The sequence below is a fragment of the Virgibacillus indicus genome, assembly GCF_002266285.1.
In the GTDB taxonomy this organism is placed as follows: domain Bacteria; phylum Bacillota; class Bacilli; order Bacillales; family Amphibacillaceae; genus Virgibacillus_K; species Virgibacillus_K indicus.
In genome coordinates, this window is the sequence record NZ_NPMS01000002.1 from 363,561 (window position 1) to 383,279 (window position 19,719).

Here is a 19,719-nt window from a genome sequence, read left to right on the forward strand (position 1 = left end):
AGAATGCGATTAGATAAATTTTTGAAGGTCTCTCGTTTGATTAAACGCAGAACCCTTGCCAAGGAGGTTGCCGATCAGGGGAGAATAACAATTAACGGCAATCAGGCAAAAGCCTCATCAATTGTTGCAGCAGGCGATGAGCTTGTCATTAAATTCGGGCAAAAACTGGTAACAATCCAGGTAACTGATTTAAGAGAAACTGTTAAAAAAGATGAAGCGCAAAACTTGTATAAGGTAATAAAAGAAGAGAGAAACGAATAGTTCTATACTTGTCCCTCCTGTCATAAAGTAGTAATGATAAGGAGGGACTGCTTACAATGAATAATTTTTATGAAAACCATGAAACGGCAACACGTGTTCAAAATGACCATTTTGTAAAATTAAATAACCGAAAGAACCTGGAGATAACTGGTGTTAAAGAAGTAGACAGCTTTGATAATGAAGAGTTTTTATTGGAAACTGTAATGGGATATTTGATTGTACGGGGTCAAAACCTGCAATTGAAAAATCTGGATGTTGGTGAAGGTCTGGTTACTATAAAGGGGAAGATCTATGAACTTTCCTATGTGGACGAGCATCACCAGGAGAAGGCTAAAGGATTCTTTAGCAAGCTGTTTAAATGACACTCAGCATTCAGTTTATGACAATGCTTGCTATGGTTTCAAGCGGCTTTTATTTGGGTATAATAAATGATACATACCGCCGCTTCACTCCATATTGGAAACATAAAATAACAATAACGTATTTGTTGGAAATATTTTTTTGGGCATCACAGACAATACTCGTATTTTATGTGTTATTTCGCGTGAACGGCGGGGAACTCCGGTTTTATATATTTGCTGCCTGTCTATTGGGATTCGCTATATACCAAGTATTCGCTGCAGCAATTTACAAGAGGATACTGGAGCGGATCATTCAGGTTATTACAGGAATATACCGCTTTTTTGCAAGATTGGTACAAGCATTGATTATCGCACCGGTTAAGTGGATGCTGATGGTGCTTTTTACAATAGTTTTGCGGATAGCTAAAATAATTGGGTCCATCCTCTTTTTTCTGGTTAAACTCCTGTTTGCTCCAATAAAATGGGTGGCAAAGATCACATTTCATATACTTCCGGAAAATTTTCAAAAATATTTACACAAAATAGCAGGATTTTATAGTACAATAACGAATATAGTCTATAAATGGATGAAGTATATTATGTTTAAGAGGAGGTAAAGCTTTCGTCGATGAAGAAAAAAACGGTAACAAGATTAGATTCGAATTACATGCAGCAATATGATGCATACATAGAAAGACAGAAGAGAAAAAGGCAACGTTTAATTCGTCGTCTTGTGTTATTTTCTATGGTAGTCGTAATAACCATTGGCACAATAGCAGCATACCATGTTAAACAGCGTGTACTTCAATCTGAAAAACAAGAACAATATCAGCAATTGGAAGAAGAGTTAGCTTCCTTACAAAAACAGGAAGAAAATCTTAAAGAAGAGATTGAATTACTAAATGATGAGGAATATGTATTGGAAATAGCACGAACGAACTATTTCCTGTCTAAAGAAGGAGAATTAATTTTTAAAATCCCTGACGAAGACCCCTCATATTGACACACTTTCATAAGCTTAGCTATAATATAATAGAACTATATATTTATTCTTTTAAGGAGGAGCATTTTTTTTATGTCAATCGAAGTAGGCAGCAAGCTGCAGGGAAAGGTAACAGGGATCACTAATTTTGGGGCTTTTGTTGAGCTTGGAGAAGGCAAAACCGGCCTTGTCCATATTAGTGAGGTTGCCGACAACTATGTTAAGGACATTAATGATCACCTTAGCGTTGGAGATGAAGTTAAGGTAAAAGTAATTAATGTCGAGAAAGATGGTAAAATTGGTTTGTCCATCAAAAAAGCAAAGGATAGACCAAAACGCCCACAAAGAGACTCTCGTGAGCGAACAGAATCATTTGAATCAAAAATGAATCGTTTCCTCAAAGACTCTGAAGACCGTTTAGCCTCTTTAAAGAAGCACACGGAATCCAAACGTGGAGGTCGGGGTGCTAAAAGAGGATAGCTTCTGCTGTCTATAGACAATGCTCTATAAATAGATAAAAAAAACAGGTGCCACGTGGTACCTGTTTTTTTAATGGGCTGAAAGTGAAGTGTATTTTAACTGCAGTGGCCCTATGGCTGCAAACAGCAAAAAAGGTTTGCCGGAGAAAAACTCCGGCAAACCTTTTTTATTCAATATAGCGGCGGAGGGGATCGAACCCACGACCTCACGGGTATGAACCGTACGCTCTCGCCAGCTGAGCTACGCCGCCAAATAAGTCAACAAAAAATATAATACACCAGAGTCAGCACTGTGTCAATGGGTTTTTTAAGAATTCAGGCCTGTTCAGCAATACATATACTAATTTTTGACTTTGTTTTTATCGATAGAAACAGTCTACGCGATAAAGGAGCAAGAAAGCAGCCGTGAAACGTTACATAGAAGCAGTCTGCTGGAAAAATCATCTTAAGAGAATCACATTTAGAGAGTATTCGTCAGTTTACTCATACGCTTCCTTATTTCGCCAAACTACTACGTTACTCGTACTGCTTCAATTTGATAGATTCGTATGCAGCCATAACAGTTAAGGTATTTTGGAACACATCCGTTCGTGTTGAAAACCGCTTTTAAACTTAGAATGCCGTCGAACGATTTTTTGGAACCGGTCTGTTGTTTTGACAAAAAAAAAATGCATCATGTGGTTTAATAATCTGAAAGACGGGAGTGGTTAAATGATGGAGTCAATACCGGAAATGGAGTCGAAGGCATTCGGAGCGAAAAAAAATACCAGTCATACGGACAAGCTCCGAAAAAAGCTAAACGTAAAGGTTAGAGCAATCTTTCTTGAAAAGGGATGGCTGTTTTTTATTGTTGGATTTTTACTGGGACGAGCCGTTATTCTATCAGAGGTTTCCCCATTTGCTGTAGCCTTTCTGGCAACAATGTGGTTTGTACATAGGGAGATGACAGTTAAATCAATGCTTGCTGTACTTATAGGGGCGCTTACCTATTCGGTTGATCATAGTATCTTTCTTACATTGGCAATGATTGTGTTTATTTTTCTGGCAGGTCTGTTTAAAAACACAAACAATCAACAGGTCACAATCCCATTATTTGTTTTTCTTTCTACTGTTGTACCTCGGCTTTTTCTGTATTCCGTTAGTGAACGGCTGTCCTCGTATGAATGGATGCTTTTAATTGTGGAGGGAGTACTGGGGACTGTCCTGGTATTAATCTTTATGCAAAGCATTCCATTATTATCACCTAAACGTTATAAACCTGCGTTAAAAAATGAAGAGATCGTCTGCATGATTATCTTAATAGCTTCTATTTTGACTGGTACAATCGGCTGGGAGCTGTATGGTGCTTCATTAGAACAGGTACTTTCACGTTATTTTGTCTTATTGCTTGCTTTTGTTGGTGGTGCTGCAATTGGTTCAACAGTTGGAGTGGTTGCCGGTTTGATTTTATCCCTGGCAAATGTGGCAAATCTTTACCAAATGAGTCTGCTGGCTTTTTCGGGCTTGCTGGGAGGACTATTAAAAGAGGGAAAAAAGCCTGGGGTGGCTGCTGGTTTACTTGTGGGAACATTTCTAATAGGAATCTATGGGGATGCCGCTGCCTTAGTACCTTCCCTTATGGAATCATTAATTGCAATCGTTTTCTTCATTCTTACACCAACAAGCTGGTTTAAACGAATATCACGATATATTCCTGGAACAGATGAACACACCAGTGAACAGGAGCAATATTTGCAGAAAGTACGCAATGTAACCGCCAAGCGGGTCGAGCAATTTTCAGATGTATTTGAGGCATTATCGAAAAGCTTTGCTACATCAGATGTGTATCCACAGGATATCGAAGAAGCAAGACGCGAAACAGATTACTTTTTAAGTCAGGTAACAGAAAAGACTTGTCAGACATGCTTCATGAAGGACCGGTGCTGGCAGAAGCAGTTTGATAAAACTTATTCTATGATGGAAGAAATGAAGGAAGATATTGCAGATGGTAATGAGCCGAATCGCAAAGTTTCCAGAGAGTTTGAAAATTATTGTGTCAAATCAAAAAAAGTGGTTGCTGCCATGAAAGAGGAAATGTCCTTTTTTGAGGCAAATCGTAAATTAAAACAGCAGGTGATGGAAAGCAAACGTCTGGTTGCAGATCAGCTTCAGGGGGTTTCTGAAGTTATGGATGATTTTGCAAAGGAAATTTTAAAAGAAAGGCAGCATCATGAACATCAGGAAATGCAAATTATTCATGCACTAAAACATATGGGAATCGATTTGGAAAAACTGGATATTTACCGGCTGGAAAAAGGGAATGTTGATATCGAAATGACCGCTTCTTTTTACAATTACCACGGAGAAGGCTCCAAGCTTATCGCCCCGGTGCTTTCTGATATTTTAAATGAAATGATTATCGTGAAACATGAGGAAATATCACCATTTCCAAATGGATATTGTCATTTAGCTTTTGGTTCAGCAAAGGAATTTGTTGTAGAAACCGGTGCTGCCAATGCAGCTAAAGGCGGGGGCCTAATCTCAGGGGACAGCTATACAACGATCGAGCTGGGAGCTGGAAAATATGCGATGGCAATTAGCGATGGAATGGGTAATGGAAAACGTGCAAAAGAGGAAAGTGTGGAGACATTGCGGCTGCTGCAGCAGATTTTGCAGACAGGGATACCTGAGAAAGTGGCAATCAAGTCGATCAATTCTATATTGGCATTACGGTCAACTGATGAAATGTTTGCCACCCTCGATCTTGCCGTCATTGACCTGCATAATGCATTTGTACGGTTTTTAAAAATTGGTTCAACTCCTAGTTTTATTAAGCGCGGAGATAAAATGCTGAAGGTTGAGGCAAGCAATCTGCCAATGGGGATCATACAGGAGTTTGAAGTGGATATTGTCAGTGAGCAATTAATGTCAGATGATCTTCTGATTATGATGAGTGACGGCATTTTTGATGGTCCAAAGCATGTGGAAAATACGGATATGTGGGTGAAGCGGAAAGTCCGCGAAATGAAAACCAATGAGCCCCAGGAAATTGCTGATCTATTGCTGGAAGAAGTCATCCGTACTAGAGATGGGGAAATTGAAGATGATATGACAGTGCTCGTAGCAAGAGTAACAAAGAATAATCCAAAATGGTCAACCATACCGATTTACCGGAATAAGGCTAAAGCTCAATAGCCTTGGAAAAATAGGTTCTAGAGGTGATTTTGCTGTGAGGACCGGATGAAATGCGAATCAGACCGAACACCGCGCGTGAGACCGAAAGATCATTGTTTTCGACCGAATCAAATCATTAGGAAGCATCCGCATATCGATTCCTTGCTTATGCTTCCACTTCTAGGCAGTCATCTCCACTATTTCAACGTATACTTCCTGTCTTTATTGGCGAAGATGGTAGTGGAATAGTTGGGAGGTAGTTCGGTTGAAAAAAGGAACGTTGAAACAAATCCTGCTGATAACGGATGGCTGCTCTAATAAGGGTGAGGATCCGGCTGCTGTTGCAGCACTTGCTAATCAGCAAGGGATCACTGTGAATGTAATTGGAATTTTAGATGATGATCAGACGGAAAACCCGGAAGGACTGGAAGAGGTGGAGGAAATTGCATTATCCGGTGGTGGTGTCAGTCAATTGGTTTATAAGCCATCACTATCTCAAACAGTGCAGATGGTAACAAAGCGGGCAATGACGCAAACTCTGCAAGGATTTGTAAATAAGGAATTAAAACAGATCCTTGGTTCCAATCAGTCTCTGGAAGATCTTGAACCTGAGAAGCGCGGAGAAATTATGGAAGTCGTTGAAGATATGGGGGAGACCTGTGATCTGGAGGTGCTTGTGCTTGTAGACACAAGTGCAAGCATGCATGATAAAATTGAAACGGTAAAGGAAGCTTTAATCGATCTTTCCATTAGCCTGAATTCAAGAATTGGAAGAAATCGCTTTTGTATTTATAGCTTTCCTGGAAAACGCAAGGATATTCAGAAGGTGTTTGACTGGTCACCGAAGCTGGATGCGATATCAACTGTTTTTCCAAAGCTGACAAGTGGCGGTATTACGCCTACAGGTCCAGCAATCCGCGAAGCAATGTACCAATTTGGCAAGAAAAGCTTATTAAGGAGCTTTAGATATGAAGATGAACCAGGAATCGAAGAAGCATGATATTTATATAAAGACCGGAACAACCATCAAAGGAAAATGGCATAAGAAAAGCTATTCGATAAAAAAGAAGCTTGGTTCTGGTGCTGTTGGTTCGGTTTACTTATGTGAATCAAATGGCAGACTGGCTGCATTAAAAATTAGTGAACAAGGTACATCAATGACGGTGGAAGTCAATGTTTTGAAGTCCCTTCAGAAGGTCCAAGGAAATCGTCTTGGGCCTTATTTATTGGATGTTGATGATTGGATTGCTCCAAGCGGCTCCATGTATTCCTTTTATGTAATGGAATATTTACAGGGGGAGACAATGGCTTCGTTTATTAACAGGAATGGCAAAGAGTGGATTGGAGTGCTTATGCTGCAGCTTTTGGATGATTTGGGCAAGCTCCATGAATCAGGCTGGGTTTTTGGAGACTTGAAAACAGAAAACCTGCTTGTACTGAATTCTCCTCCGAAAGTTCGCTGGGTAGATGTCGGTGGAACAACACAAATTGGCAGGGCAATCAAAGAATATACCGAGTTTTACGATCGCGGTTATTGGGGAATGGGTTCCAGAAGAGCTGAACCAAGCTATGACTTATTTGCTTTCGTTATGGTATTTTTACAAGTGTTTTATCCAAATCGCTTCGAAAAAGATGCCAGCCCTGAGAAAAAACTTTTTAAAAAAATTGATGATGTCAAGGCCCTTTCTATCTACCGAACACCATTAAAAAAGGCGATTCAGGGAAAGTATCTGTCCAGCTCTGAAATGAAACAGGACATTACTGCTATTTTATATAGTGTACAAAAGCGGACTCGTTCAAGTCGAAAATCAAAAAGGGAATCTGCTGCACCCTTTTTGATTGAAGCTGGTGGAATAAGTCTGCTGGCAGCAGCATTTTACTTTTTTTCTCTGCTTTTGTAAGAACAAAATCGCAGGAAACCTGTTTAACGGTGTATAGACTGGTCTACTAGGCCTGGACGCGGCTATTTATTTCTATAAAAATAAGTACCGCTAAATTTATGCTTTCTAGTCTAAAAAAAGCTATAATGGAGTTAATCTTGATTTAGCCGGAGATGGGGATACATGAAGGATATTGTAAAGGCATTTATGAAAAAACATCAATTACTGACAGAGAACGCCACTGTATTGGCAGCCGTTTCCGGTGGGCCTGATTCAATGGCTCTTTTGCATTTTCTTCACACCATTCAAAACGATTGGAATATTAATCTGATCGCTATTTCAGCAGATCACCAATTGAGGGGGGAAGAGTCAAAGGCTGATCTTCACTATGTACAGGAGATTTGCAGGCAATGGGGGATTAAATGCATTACGGACACACTGAATGTACAGGTATATAAGAAGGAAAAACAAATCAGTACAGAGGTTGCGGCAAGGGAACTGCGCTATCACTTTTTTGCAGAACAGATGGAGAGGTTCGATGGAGATTATTTAGCACTTGGTCACCATGGTGATGATCAGGTTGAAACCATGCTGATGAGCTTGGTGCGTTCGGCCAGTTCAAGCGCCTTCTCGGGGATACCTGTAAAAAGGGAATTTTCTAAAGGTCTCATCATTCGCCCGTTACTATGTGTGAAAAAAACACAGCTTGAGTCATACTGTGAGGAAAATAACATCAAACCAAGAATTGACTCTACTAATCTGGAAACAGAATATACAAGAAATTTTTATAGAAAAAATATCATCCCATTAATAAAAGAAAAAAATAATAATATACATACTACCATGCAGCATATGAGTGAAACCATTCGTGAAGATGAGCAGTACCTGCAGTCAGAGGCAGCAAAAATGTTTCAACGTGCTGTTAATCTGGATGCTGAAAATAATCAAGCATCTTTTGAAATAGATGTGTTTAAAACACATCCATTTGCTTTACAAAGACGAGCCTTTCATCTAATATTAAACTATCTGTACGATGAATTACCAAAGGATCTTTCGTATATGCATGAAGAGCAATTTTTTGCGTTATTACAGAAAGCTGAAGGCAATGTCCAAATTGATTTTCCGCACCAATTAAAATTGGAGAGGTCTTACAAAAAAATAGCATTTCACTTCATAAAACAACATCCCCAAAACCCTTTTTATCACTTTACATTGGATATTCCAGGGAAAATAGAATTACCGGACGGTTCATTGGTTACTTCCGAGATTGTAGAACATCATAAAGAACAAGATCGTTTTTCTTATTTTTGTGATACGAAGCAAGCGGCATTGCCATTACATATCAGAACGCGTCAGTCGGGGGACAGAATGAGCTGGAAGGGGCTAAATGGCAGTAAAAAGGTAAAGGATATTTTTATTGATGCTAAAATCCCTAAAACGAAAAGAGACAGCTGGCCGATTGTTGTCGATAATAACGGTGAAATATTATGGTTAATCGGATTAAAAAAAGGACAACCTGAGAACCAAAGCAAAGGTGCACCTTATATTCAGCTGTATTTCACTGATAGGAAAGTATAACTTTTTCAAGGAAATCAGTATAAGTGCATAAGGAATACTTCGAAGCTTTCACATCGCAGGCGAAAAGTACTTTTTGCCGAACTAAGGCTTTCGCCATTAGAGCTTGGCGACAAGCCAAGTTTTCTAATGATAAAGGTAACATGTAGGAGGAACTAAGTATGCATAACGATATTAAAGAGATATTAATATCAGAGGAAGAAATAAAAGCCAAGTGTAAGGAACTGGGAAAGCAGCTTTCAGAAGAATATGAAGGTAAATTCCCATTAGCCATCGGTGTTTTAAAAGGTGCCATGCCTTTTATGTCTGATGTGCTCCGCTATACCGAAGTACATCTGGAAATGGACTTTATGGATGTCTCCAGTTATGACGGAGGGACACGGTCCTCAGGGGAAGTGAAAATTGTGAAGGACCTTGATGCGAAGGTTGAAGGCAGGGATTTGCTTATTATCGAGGATATTATTGACAGTGGCTTAACGCTGAGCTATCTTGTCGATTTATTTAAATATCGAAAAGCAAATTCCATCAAAATAGTTACACTGCTTGATAAGCCTTCAGGCAGAACAGCTGCAATTAAAGCAGATCTGGCAGGTTTTGAAGTACCGAATGAATTTGTGGTTGGATATGGCCTGGACTATCAGGAAAAATACAGGAATTTACCCTATATAGGTGTGCTGAAACCAGAAATTTACGGCGGTGAAGAAGAATCAGAATAAGGAATAGTTGAGATCCACTATTCAGGCTTGAAACGAAGCAGGAAAATAAATCCTATTTTTGAGAATAAAATAGTTGTAATGAAACTTTTTCATATGATACGATGTTATATAGTTTTTCCCCGTTTGGGAGGAGGTAAGCAATGAACCGGATATTTCGGAATGTGTTCTTCTGGGTACTTATATTCCTTGTCGTTGTAGGCGTAATTGGATTACTTAATGGACCAAATGAAGAACAGCAGCAATTTAATGTACAAGAATTTAGAGATGCTTTAAATAATGGCGAAATCGATGAAATGACGATGCAGCCAGCACATGGAATAATGCGTTTTACTGGAACGCTGACAGAGGGCGATAAGCAATTTGTCGCACAGGTTCCGGATAATACAGATATAATAGCAACAATTACAGAACAAGCAACAGAACAAAGTGTGCTGAATGTAGCACAGGAAGAACAGCCAAGTGCGTTTGTTGCTTTCTTGACAGGGATTGTTCCCTTTTTACTGATTGGACTATTTTTCTTATTTATTCTTAGCCAGGCCCAGGGTGGCGGCGGCGGTGGCCGTGTCATGAACTTTGGTAAAAGCAAGGCGAAAATGTATACAGAAGAAAAGAAAAAGGTTCGTTTTACTGATGTAGCAGGCGCGGATGAAGAAAAGCAGGAACTTGTAGAAGTTGTTGACTTTTTGAAGGATCCTCGAAAATTCTCTGCTGTAGGTGCACGAATTCCTAAAGGGGTACTGCTTGTCGGCCCTCCGGGAACTGGTAAGACATTACTTGCCCGTGCTGTTGCAGGTGAAGCCGGTACACCATTCTTCTCCATCAGTGGTTCTGACTTTGTGGAGATGTTTGTCGGTGTCGGTGCATCCCGTGTTCGGGATTTATTTGAAAATGCGAAGAAAAATGCTCCTTGTATTATTTTCATAGATGAAATTGATGCAGTAGGACGCCAGCGTGGTGCAGGTCTTGGCGGCGGTCACGATGAACGTGAGCAAACCCTTAACCAGCTGCTTGTTGAAATGGACGGATTTGGAGCAAACGAAGGAATCATTATGATTGCTGCTACAAACCGTGCAGATATTCTTGACCCGGCGTTATTGCGCCCGGGACGATTTGATCGTCAAATCATGGTAGATCGGCCTGATGTTAGAGGCCGTGAAGAAGTACTTAAAGTGCATTCGAGAAACAAGCCATTTGATGATACGGTCGATTTGAAAGTAATTGCAATGCGTACTCCAGGATTTTCTGGTGCAGACCTGGAGAATTTATTGAACGAAGCAGCATTAGTTGCTGCCCGTGATGATCGCAAGAAAATCAGCATGCTCGATGTTGATGAAGCGACAGACAGGGTAATTGCAGGTGTTGCCAAGAAAAGCCGGGTTATTTCCGAAAAAGAAAGAAATATTGTCGCATACCACGAGAGTGGACATACCATTATCGGTATGGTTCTGGACGATGCGGATATGGTACATAAGGTTACCATTGTACCTCGGGGTCAGGCAGGCGGATATGCTGTAATGCTTCCGAGAGAAGACCGTTACTTTATGACGAAACCTGAGTTATTTGATAAAATCACTGGTTTATTAGGTGGTAGGGTTGCAGAGGAAGTTATTTTCGGCGAGGTTAGCACCGGTGCACATAATGACTTCCAGCGAGCAACAGGAATTGCCCGTAAAATGATTACCGAATATGGTATGAGTGATAAAATCGGTCCGCTTCAATTTACAAGCGGCGGTGGCCAGGATGTGTTCCTTGGCAGAGATATTGGAAATGAACAAACATACAGTGATGCGATTGCACAGGAAATTGATGAGGAAATGCAAAACTTTATTAATTATTGCTACGATCGCGCAAAAACAATTCTCACCGAAAATAGAGATAAGCTTGAACTTGTCGCGAAAACACTTCTTGAAGTGGAAACATTGGATGCAAGACAAATTAAATCATTATTTGAGGATGGCGTAATGCCGGAGCCTGAAGAAGATGATACCAATGTGAAAGTGAATATTAATTCAAAAGATGAAGAAGTAGATCCAGATTCCTATGAAGAAGCGAAACAGAAAGAAGAAAAAGATAAATCTGATGATAAGAGTTATATTGATGATCCTATCATGTCAGATAACACACCTCCTTCTGAGGACGATAAAAAAGAGTAAAAATACCCAGAGCGGCCATGAAATCAAATGGCCGCTCTTATTTTTGACTTGAAGATTCTGAGCAGTATTTTTGCCGGCGAGGAATCTGTACCGTTGCCCGGAGAGAGCGAGTACCTTTCCATAGCGCTTCTTAAACACTAATGTTAAAAAGGATATTTTCATCATAATCATACAGAGATTTTTTAATAACCAATAAAGTATGGTATATTAAAAAAATAGAAACGATAGGAAGGTCTGGTATAGATTATGTTGTTTGTTCTGGATGTAGGAAATACCAACACCGTACTGGGTGTATTTGAAAATAATCAATTAAAACACGAATGGCGCATAAAAACAGATCGATATAAAACAGAGGACGAATTTGGTATGCTGTTTAAATCATTGTTCGATCATAAAAATATTGCTTTTTCTGATATTACAGGAGTTATTATATCCACGGTAGTTCCTCCAGTTTTGTATGCGCTTGAAAAAATGAGTCATGACTATTTCAATCTCGAGCCTTTGATTGTTGGGAAGGAGACTGTCCAGTCATTTGTGAAAATGTCATATCCGAATCCAAATGAAATAGGTGCTGACAGAATTGTTAATGCTGCAGGGGCTATCAAGGAACACGGTGCTCCCCTCATCATTATTGATTTTGGTACAGCAACTACCTTCTGCTATGTAAATGAAAAGTTCGAATATCAAGGTGGTATAATTTCCCCTGGAGTAAATATTTCGATGGAAGCTTTATACAGTAAAGCATCTAAATTACCAAAAATAGAAATTCAGGCTCCTGGTAAGGTAATTGGTTCTTCGACAGTGGAAGCGATGCAATCTGGTGTGTTTTACGGTTATGTTGCACAGGTTGATGGTATCGTAAACCGAATAAAAGAGGAAATGGGTTTAAAGCCAACCGTTATTGCTACAGGTGGCTTGGCGTCCTTAATTGCAAAGGAATCTAAAACCATAGACTGCGTAGACCCATACTTAACGTTAAAAGGACTGCATCTTATTTATGAGAAAAATAAGGAATTAATATAAAGGAGAATTTTCATGAAGGATTATTTAGTAAAAGCAACTACTTATCAGGGTATGGTGCGTGCTTATGCTGCAACTACAACAAATACAGTTGAAGAAGCCCGCAGAAGGCAGGATACCTGGGCAACTGCTTCAGCAGCATTGGGACGGACGCTTACGATCTCGGCTATGATGGGAGCAATGCTAAAGGGCGAAGATTCCATTACAGTGAAAGTGGAGGGAGACGGGCCAATGGGTGCCATCGTTGCAGATGCTAATGCGAAGGGCCATGTCCGAGGATATACCGCAAATGCCCATGTGGATTTTGATTTAAATGAAAAAGGCAAACTGGATGTGACGCGCGCTGTTGGAAAAAATGGCAGATTAAGTGTGATTAAGGATATGGGATTAAAAGATTATTTTACAGGCGAGGTTCCAATTGTATCAGGGGAAATCAGTGAAGACTTCACCTATTATTTTGCGAATTCCGAGCAGATACCTTCAGCAGTAGGTGCTGGAGTATTGGTTAATCCAGATCACACTATCCTAGCTGCAGGAGGCTTTATCGTGCAGGTTATGCCTGGAGCGGATGAAGAAATCATAACCCGGTTGGAAGAGCAGATTCAGTCCTTCCCTGCGATATCAGCATTAATCCAGGAGGGGAACACACCGGAACAAATTCTGCAGAGGTTGTTTGGTGACGAAGAAATTAAATTCCATGAACAGATGCCGGTTGAATTTCGCTGCAAATGTTCGAAAGAGCGGGTTGCAAATGCGATTATAGGACTGGGACAGGAAGAAATTCAAAATATGATAGATGAGGATCATGGTGCTGAGGCAAGCTGCCATTTTTGCAATGAAAAATACCATTTTACAGAAGAGGAATTAGAAGAACTGAAACAGTAGAAGAATTGAAAGGAAGTAACTTATGTCAAAAAAGCTGCTGCTGGGAATAATCATCGTACTTCTCATTACGAATATTGCTTCGTTGCTGTTTTGGAACAAAGGTGAAACTGTGAGCCTGGGTAATAAAAATGGAAAAGAAAGTGAAATAAATGAGAATGAGCCTGTTGCAACCATCAACGGGGAAGAGATTTCCCATGCAGATTGGGTACAGGCACTGCGAAGCAATCATGGAGAAAAGCAACTAAAAAATATAATAGACCGCAAAATTGTAAAACAGCTGGCGGAAGAGAAAGATATAGAGATTCATGACAAGGTAATAGAGCGTGAGATTGCTCTCCTTACATCGATGCAGGGTGTTATGTCAGAAGAAGAGTATAAAAAAAATGAGGAAAACTGGGAGAAAGAGATCATCTATCGTTACCAATTGGAAATGCTTTTAACAGAGGATACATCCATCCCTGAGGATGAAGTGAAATCCTACTATGATATTTACAAAAACCAATATGATTTCGGTGCTTCCATGCAGCTTTCCCACATCCTTGTACAGAATTTTGATACCGCAGAAAAAGTAATGAAGGATCTTAATGATGGAGCTTCCTTCGACCTGCTCGCACAGGAGTATTCCATTGATGAGGAATCCAAAAAGGATGGAGGCTATCTTGGCTTCATTAAAACTTCCAGTCAGTTTTTTCCAAATGGCTATGAGGAAGTAGCAGCTGAAATGGATGAGCACTCATATAGTGAACCATTCAAGGCGGATAATGGAGTTGCGATTATTTATCTGCATCGCAAACTTCCATCAATCGAATTTTCATATGAGGAAATTAAGCCATATGTAAAAAGTGAATTAGCACTGCAGGAGATGGATCAGTCACTCACGGCAAATCCGCTTTGGGAGAAAGTCGATGTTGAGTGGGTTTATGAATAATAAAGTTTTTGATCGCTATTTATTTCAGGGTAAGGAGACTGGATAATCAGTTAGACATAGTTGGAAAATAGAAATAGGCAATCGTCTATTCCTGGCATTTTGGTTGACATTTATAGATAATAAACGTACATTATAATTAATCATACAAAATAACTAGGGATTAGGGAGGCTTTTACGTGAGAGTTGCTGAAAATATAGCTGGTTTAATTGGTGAAACACCTATTGTGAAGTTAAATGGATTTACAGATCAGGAAAGTGCTGATGTTTACCTCAAGCTTGAATTCATGAACCCGGGTAGTTCTGTAAAAGACCGTATTGCATTGTCAATGATTGAGTCTGCTGAGAAAAGCGGAGAACTTAAAGAGGGTGACACAATTATTGAACCGACAAGTGGAAACACTGGTATTGGTTTAGCAATGGTTGCTGCAGCAAAAGGTTATAAAGCCGTACTGGTTATGCCGGATACGATGAGTAAAGAGCGCCGCAATTTATTGCGTGCATATGGGGCAGAATTAATTTTAACTCCGGGTGCAAATGGGATGAATGGTGCTATTGCCAAAGCCGAAGAATTAAAAGAAGCGAATGGTTATTTTATGCCACAGCAATTTAATAATGAAGCAAATCCTGAAGTGCATGCACGTACAACAGGAAAAGAAATAACAGAACAAATGAGTGATGGATTGGATGGATTTGTTTCAGGTATTGGAACTGGTGGTACAATAACTGGTGCTGGAAAAGTACTGAAAAATCACTTCGATGGAATAAAGATCTATGCTGTTGAACCAACAGATTCTGCAGTATTATCAGGTGGGTCACCAGGCCCCCACAAAATCCAGGGACTTGGAGCTGGCTTTGTTCCAAAAGTTTTGGATACAGATATCTATGAAGAAGTTGTCCGAATTACAAACGATGAAGCTTTTGAAACATCACGAAAAGTTGCAACAACTAACGGAATTCTTGGCGGAATTTCATCTGGAGCTGCAGTTGCGGCGGCAGTAAAGGTTGCAAAAAAATTAGGCAAAGGCAAGAAAGTACTTGCTGTCCTGCCAGATAACGGTGAACGCTATCTATCAACACCGCTTTATCAGTTTGATGAAGAAGAATAATTTAATTGAAAATCAAAGGGCTGGCATCTTTATGGTGCTGGTCTTTTTAGTTTGATTGGAGTTTAATAAATTTACCGGCCAAAATGCCCACTGGATGAAATTTTATTATCTATGGTACCATAGATAAAGACGTATAAAGCCAGGGAAAGAAGGTTACAGATTTATGTTATTAAATACAGCTATAAAAACATATGATTTGTCGAGACGCACACATATAATGGGTATTTTAAATGTTACTCCGGATTCTTTTTCAGATGGCGGGAACTATACAACGATTGAGAAAGCAGTAAAGCAAGCCGTGGAAATGGAAAAACTGGGTGCCGATATTATTGATATCGGTGGAGAATCAACACGGCCGGACCATGACCCTGTATCACTGGAGGAAGAAATCGCCCGGGTTGTACCAATGATTAAAGCTGTTAAGGAAAAAGTAACGATACCGATTTCCATCGATACCTATAAAGCAGAAACAGCAAAACAGGCGATTGAAGCCGGTGCTGACATTATTAATGATGTTTGGGGTGCAAAAAAAGAACCTGAAATTGCGAAGGTTGCTGCAGCTTACAATGTACCAATTATTTTAATGCATAATCGCACCAATATGGATTACGTTTCACTAATTGATGATATGAAAAGGGATTTGCAGGAGAGTATTGAAATTGCAAAAAATGCTGGTGTTCCGGAAGAAAATATTATTCTTGATCCGGGAGTTGGTTTTGCAAAAACAGCTGAGCATAACTTAATTGCTATGAATAATCTGGAAAAGTTCCACGATTTGGGCTACCCCATTCTGCTGGCAACATCAAGAAAAAGATTTATTGGCAGCGTTTTGGATCTTTCACCGGAGGAACGTGATAATGGTACTGGTGCAACAACATGCCTAGGTATTGTCAAAGGTGCAAATATTGTTCGGGTGCACAATGTAAAGGTAAATAAGGAGCTTGCAAAAATGATGGATGCAATGCTCGCGGCAGGAGGATACAGCAATGGATAAAATTATATTGAATAATTTGCAGTTTTATGGCTTTCATGGTCTGTTGCCTGAGGAAAATAAGTTAGGCCAGAGGTTTAATGTTGATTTGGAGTTAATTTCTGATTTAAAGAAACCAGGTGAAACGGATAATATGAATGATTCCATTCACTATGGACAGGTATATGAAACTGTTCAGGAAATTGTGGAAGGTGAAGCTAAAAATCTGATTGAAGCAGTTGCTGATTCAATAGCTGCAAAACTTTTGGCATCCTTCGATTTACTTCATGCATGCAGGGTTAAGGTAATCAAACCGGATCCGCCAATCCCGGGACATTATGAATCCGTAGCCGTCGAAATATACAGGGAGAAATCAAAATGAACAAGGTATATCTGGCATTAGGAACGAATATCGAACCAAGAATCAACTACTTATCCAATGCGTTGCAGGAGTTGGAGGAAAGCAGAGATATTTCCATTCGGCGTAAGTCTCCGATTTATGAAACTGCACCGGTCGGCTACACGGATCAGGGGGATTTTTTAAATATGGTAATTGAAGCAGATACAGCATTATCAACGATTGAACTATTGGACAAGTGCCAGCAAATTGAAAAAGAGCTTGGAAGAAAACGGGGGATCCGATTTGGCCCAAGAACAATTGACCTTGACATTTTGCTGTATAATCATGAAAATAGTAAAATGGAGCGGTTAATTATTCCGCATCCAAGAATGCATAAAAGAGCATTTGTTTTAATTCCGTTGAATGATATTGCTCCAAACCTGATTATTCCTGCAACAGAGAAGCGTGTTGCAGATCTTATAAATGAACTTCCAGAGTCAGACAAAAAGGATGTAACAATATGGACGCAAAAAGATTCGGCAGACGAGTAAAAGCATTTAGAAAACTAAAAGGATACACACAGCTGCAATTTGCTGAGAAACTTGAACAGCCCATCGCAATGATTGGCGGTGTGGAACGCGGCACCAAAGAAGTGACGGAGGATCTGCTGAATCAAATAGCTGATACATTGGCGATCTCAAAGGAAGAATTAATATTACAGACATCTTCTGATGAAACTGAAAAACAAAGCAATGAAAGAGAACAAGAGAATGTGTAATATAGGTGGTATGACAATCCCAAACTGTGTTGTTTTAGCACCTATGGTATAAAAGAGATAATAGAAGGTAATAAACATGAAAGATAAGCATTTTTTAGATATACTTACATATGACAATTGACTGGAGTGATTATTATGTCAGAAGAATTGAATGAACATATGCGTGTTCGCCGCGATAAACTGAATAGTTACCGAGAGCAGGGACTGGATCCTTTCGGCGGGAAATTTAATCGTACCCATCTGGCAACAGATTTGCAAAAATTATATGATCAATTTTCCAAAGAAGAACTAGAACAAAAAGAAGATAAAATAACAATCGCCGGAAGATTGATGACAAAGCGCGGAAAAGGGAAGGCAGGCTTTGCGCATCTTCAGGACTTAAGTGGACAAATTCAGCTTTATGTTCGAAAAGACGCAATTGGTGAAGAAGCGTATGAAATATTTAAGTCTACGGACCTTGGCGATATTGTTGGTGTTACAGGAGTAATGTTTAAAACAAATGTTGGTGAACTATCAGTCAAAGCAACTGAGTTTCATTTATTGACTAAGTCACTTCGTCCATTGCCGGAAAAATACCATGGTTTAAAAGATGTGGAACAACGCTACCGTCAGCGTTATCTTGATTTAATCACTAATATGGACAGCAAAGAAACATTTGTACTGCGAAGCAAAATTATCCAATCAATGCGCAAATATTTGAATGAGCAAGGATATTTAGAGGTGGAAACTCCAATGATGCATGGGATTCCTGGCGGAGCTTCTGCACGGCCTTTCCTGACGCACCATAATGCATTGGACATCCCATTATATATGCGTATTGCGATTGAGCTTCATCTGAAACGTCTGATTGTGGGCGGTATGGAGAAGGTCTATGAAATTGGACGAGTATTCCGTAATGAAGGGGTCTCTACAAGACATAACCCTGAGTTTACGATGATTGAATTATATGAGGCCTATGCGGATTACCATGATATTATGGCATTAACCGAGAATCTGGTTGCACATATCGCAGCAGAAGTGCTTGGAACAACAACCATTGCTTACGGGGAATACGAAGTTGATCTGGAGCCCGAGTGGAAGAGACTTCATATGGTTGATGCGATAAAAGAGAAAACCGGTGTGGACTTCTGGAAACAAATGAGTGATGAAGAGGCGCGTGAGCTGGCTAAAGAACATGGTGTTGAAATACAGGATACAATGAGTTTTGGTCATGTAGTTAATGAGTTCTTTGAACAAAAAATTGAAGAAGAGCTGATACAGCCTACATTTATTTATGGACATCCGGTGGAAATTTCACCATTGGCGAAAAAGAATAAAGAGGATGAACGGTTTACGGATCGCTTTGAATTATTTATTGTAGGGCGTGAACATGCAAATGCATTTAGTGAATTGAACGATCCTATCGATCAGCGTGAACGCTTTGAAGCACAAGTAAAAGAAAGAGACCAAGGAAATGATGAGGCACATCTAATGGACGAAGACTTCCTGGAAGCATTGGAATACGGAATGCCGCCTACAGGTGGATTAGGAATTGGAATAGACCGTCTTGTTATGCTGCTGACCAATTCTCCATCCATTCGTGATGTATTATTATTCCCGCAAATGCGCAATAAATAAAGTACCTAAAAATAACTCATGCGATAAAGACTCCGAATATGGATCCTTTATCGTTTATGAGTTATTTTTTAGTTTTATTTTTAAATTATCGGGTAATCTATACGTAATGGTCTAAATATGCCTCTTACTCTGTGTACATGAATACAGAAGAGGTAAACATGTCCGGTGAAAGTGCAGGAGATTATATCGAGAATTACTTAAATAATAGGAAATGTAGTTTCCAGTTATTTCTTTTTAAAATAAGCTTGATTTCCTGAATAAAACGTGGTAAATTTATAAACGTTGCTTAAGCAAGCGGCAACGAAACAAAGATGAATTAAAAAATCATCTAAAAAAATAGTTGACATGAAAGCAACAGCATGTTATATTAATAAAGTCGCCAATTTGAGGCGAAACAAAGAAATTTGCTCCTTGAAAACTGAACAAAACAACCAGTATGTCAGGAAAAACATGAACTGTTTTTTCTTTAAGAAACTCAGAAGGTAACACTTCTGAAAAGCTAAGACAATTGATGGAATTGATTGGTGTCGATTCC

At 39.5% G+C, this 19,719-nt stretch carries 20 protein-coding genes and 1 tRNA gene; 20 read left to right on the forward strand and 1 reads right to left on the reverse strand.

The features are described from left to right. Positions 1-3: 3 nt before the first annotated feature. The 5 genes from CIL03_RS07445 (at position 4) to CIL03_RS07465 (ending at position 2,064) form a co-directional block, all read left to right on the forward strand. The gene (locus CIL03_RS07445; protein WP_094885188.1) at positions 4-261 is read left to right on the forward strand and encodes an RNA-binding S4 domain-containing protein; all 258 of its coding nucleotides are present in this window, start codon (positions 4-6) and stop codon (positions 259-261) included. A gap of 56 nt (positions 262-317) precedes the next feature. After that, positions 318-623 (forward strand): sporulation protein YabP, encoded by a 306-nt coding sequence (yabP, locus tag CIL03_RS07450; protein WP_094885189.1) that lies wholly within the window; start codon positions 318-320, stop codon positions 621-623. Beyond that, complete coding sequence (yabQ, locus tag CIL03_RS07455; protein WP_094885190.1) at positions 620-1,219, forward strand: spore cortex biosynthesis protein YabQ; 600 nt, start codon at positions 620-622, stop codon at positions 1,217-1,219. The genes yabP and yabQ overlap by 4 nt, the downstream gene beginning before the upstream one ends. An 11-nt stretch (positions 1,220-1,230) precedes the next feature. After that, a complete protein-coding gene (locus CIL03_RS07460; protein WP_094885191.1) occupies positions 1,231-1,605 on the forward strand; it encodes an FtsB family cell division protein in 375 nt (124 codons plus the stop codon). Between the two features lie 72 nt (positions 1,606-1,677). Further along, positions 1,678-2,064: a S1 domain-containing RNA-binding protein gene (locus tag CIL03_RS07465; RefSeq protein ID WP_094885192.1), complete on the forward strand. Its 387-nt coding sequence runs from the start codon at positions 1,678-1,680 to the stop codon at positions 2,062-2,064. 176 nt (positions 2,065-2,240) lie between these two features. Here CIL03_RS07465 and CIL03_RS07470 read toward each other — a convergent pair. After that, positions 2,241-2,314: transfer RNA gene (locus CIL03_RS07470), tRNA-Met, on the reverse strand. Positions 2,315-2,774: 460 nt separating this feature from the next. On the opposite strand from CIL03_RS07470, the gene spoIIE reads away from it, so the two are divergent. The 15 genes from spoIIE (at position 2,775) to lysS (ending at position 19,184) form a co-directional block, all read left to right on the forward strand. After that, the gene (gene spoIIE, locus CIL03_RS07475; protein ID WP_094885193.1) at positions 2,775-5,237 is read left to right on the forward strand and encodes a stage II sporulation protein E; all 2,463 of its coding nucleotides are present in this window, start codon (positions 2,775-2,777) and stop codon (positions 5,235-5,237) included. Between the two features lie 244 nt (positions 5,238-5,481). After that, entirely contained in the window at positions 5,482-6,216 is a 735-nt protein-coding gene (locus CIL03_RS07480) for a VWA domain-containing protein (RefSeq protein ID WP_094885194.1), read from the forward strand. Further along, positions 6,185-7,117 carry a protein kinase domain-containing protein gene (locus tag CIL03_RS07485; protein WP_094885195.1) on the forward strand — a complete coding sequence of 311 codons (933 nt, stop codon included), beginning with the start codon at positions 6,185-6,187 and terminating at the stop codon, positions 7,115-7,117. Before CIL03_RS07480 ends, CIL03_RS07485 begins: the two co-directional genes overlap by 32 nt. Positions 7,118-7,279: 162 nt before the next feature. Further along, the gene (gene tilS / locus CIL03_RS07490; RefSeq protein WP_094885196.1) at positions 7,280-8,674 is read left to right on the forward strand and encodes a tRNA lysidine(34) synthetase TilS; all 1,395 of its coding nucleotides are present in this window, start codon (positions 7,280-7,282) and stop codon (positions 8,672-8,674) included. Between the two features lie 158 nt (positions 8,675-8,832). Then, entirely contained in the window at positions 8,833-9,387 is a 555-nt protein-coding gene (gene hpt, locus CIL03_RS07495) for a hypoxanthine phosphoribosyltransferase (RefSeq protein WP_094885197.1), read from the forward strand. 140 nt (positions 9,388-9,527) lie between these two features. After that, positions 9,528-11,540: an ATP-dependent zinc metalloprotease FtsH gene (gene ftsH / locus CIL03_RS07500; protein ID WP_094885198.1), complete on the forward strand. Its 2,013-nt coding sequence runs from the start codon at positions 9,528-9,530 to the stop codon at positions 11,538-11,540. Positions 11,541-11,786: 246 nt separating this feature from the next. Then, positions 11,787-12,563, forward strand: a complete 777-nt coding sequence (locus CIL03_RS07505; protein ID WP_094885199.1) for a type III pantothenate kinase — start codon at positions 11,787-11,789, stop codon at positions 12,561-12,563. Between the two features lie 12 nt (positions 12,564-12,575). Further along, a complete protein-coding gene (hslO, locus tag CIL03_RS07510) occupies positions 12,576-13,445 on the forward strand; it encodes an Hsp33 family molecular chaperone HslO (RefSeq protein ID WP_094885200.1) in 870 nt (289 codons plus the stop codon). A gap of 22 nt (positions 13,446-13,467) precedes the next feature. After that, positions 13,468-14,373 (forward strand): peptidylprolyl isomerase, encoded by a 906-nt coding sequence (locus CIL03_RS07515; RefSeq protein ID WP_094885201.1) that lies wholly within the window; start codon positions 13,468-13,470, stop codon positions 14,371-14,373. Positions 14,374-14,549: 176 nt separating this feature from the next. Next, positions 14,550-15,479, forward strand: coding sequence for a cysteine synthase A (gene cysK, locus CIL03_RS07520; protein ID WP_094885202.1), 930 nt, complete (start codon positions 14,550-14,552; stop codon positions 15,477-15,479). Positions 15,480-15,642: 163 nt separating this feature from the next. Then, positions 15,643-16,473, forward strand: coding sequence for a dihydropteroate synthase (gene folP / locus CIL03_RS07525; protein WP_094885203.1), 831 nt, complete (start codon positions 15,643-15,645; stop codon positions 16,471-16,473). Next, the gene (gene folB / locus CIL03_RS07530) at positions 16,466-16,831 is read left to right on the forward strand and encodes a dihydroneopterin aldolase (RefSeq protein ID WP_094885204.1); all 366 of its coding nucleotides are present in this window, start codon (positions 16,466-16,468) and stop codon (positions 16,829-16,831) included. Before folP ends, folB begins: the two co-directional genes overlap by 8 nt. Further along, entirely contained in the window at positions 16,828-17,340 is a 513-nt protein-coding gene (gene folK, locus CIL03_RS07535) for a 2-amino-4-hydroxy-6-hydroxymethyldihydropteridine diphosphokinase (protein ID WP_094885205.1), read from the forward strand. Before folB ends, folK begins: the two co-directional genes overlap by 4 nt. Further along, positions 17,310-17,567 carry a helix-turn-helix domain-containing protein gene (locus CIL03_RS07540; protein WP_094885206.1) on the forward strand — a complete coding sequence of 86 codons (258 nt, stop codon included), beginning with the start codon at positions 17,310-17,312 and terminating at the stop codon, positions 17,565-17,567. Before folK ends, CIL03_RS07540 begins: the two co-directional genes overlap by 31 nt. A 135-nt stretch (positions 17,568-17,702) precedes the next feature. Continuing rightward, positions 17,703-19,184, forward strand: coding sequence for a lysine--tRNA ligase (lysS, locus tag CIL03_RS07545; RefSeq protein WP_094885207.1), 1,482 nt, complete (start codon positions 17,703-17,705; stop codon positions 19,182-19,184). Positions 19,185-19,719: the final 535 nt, after the last annotated feature.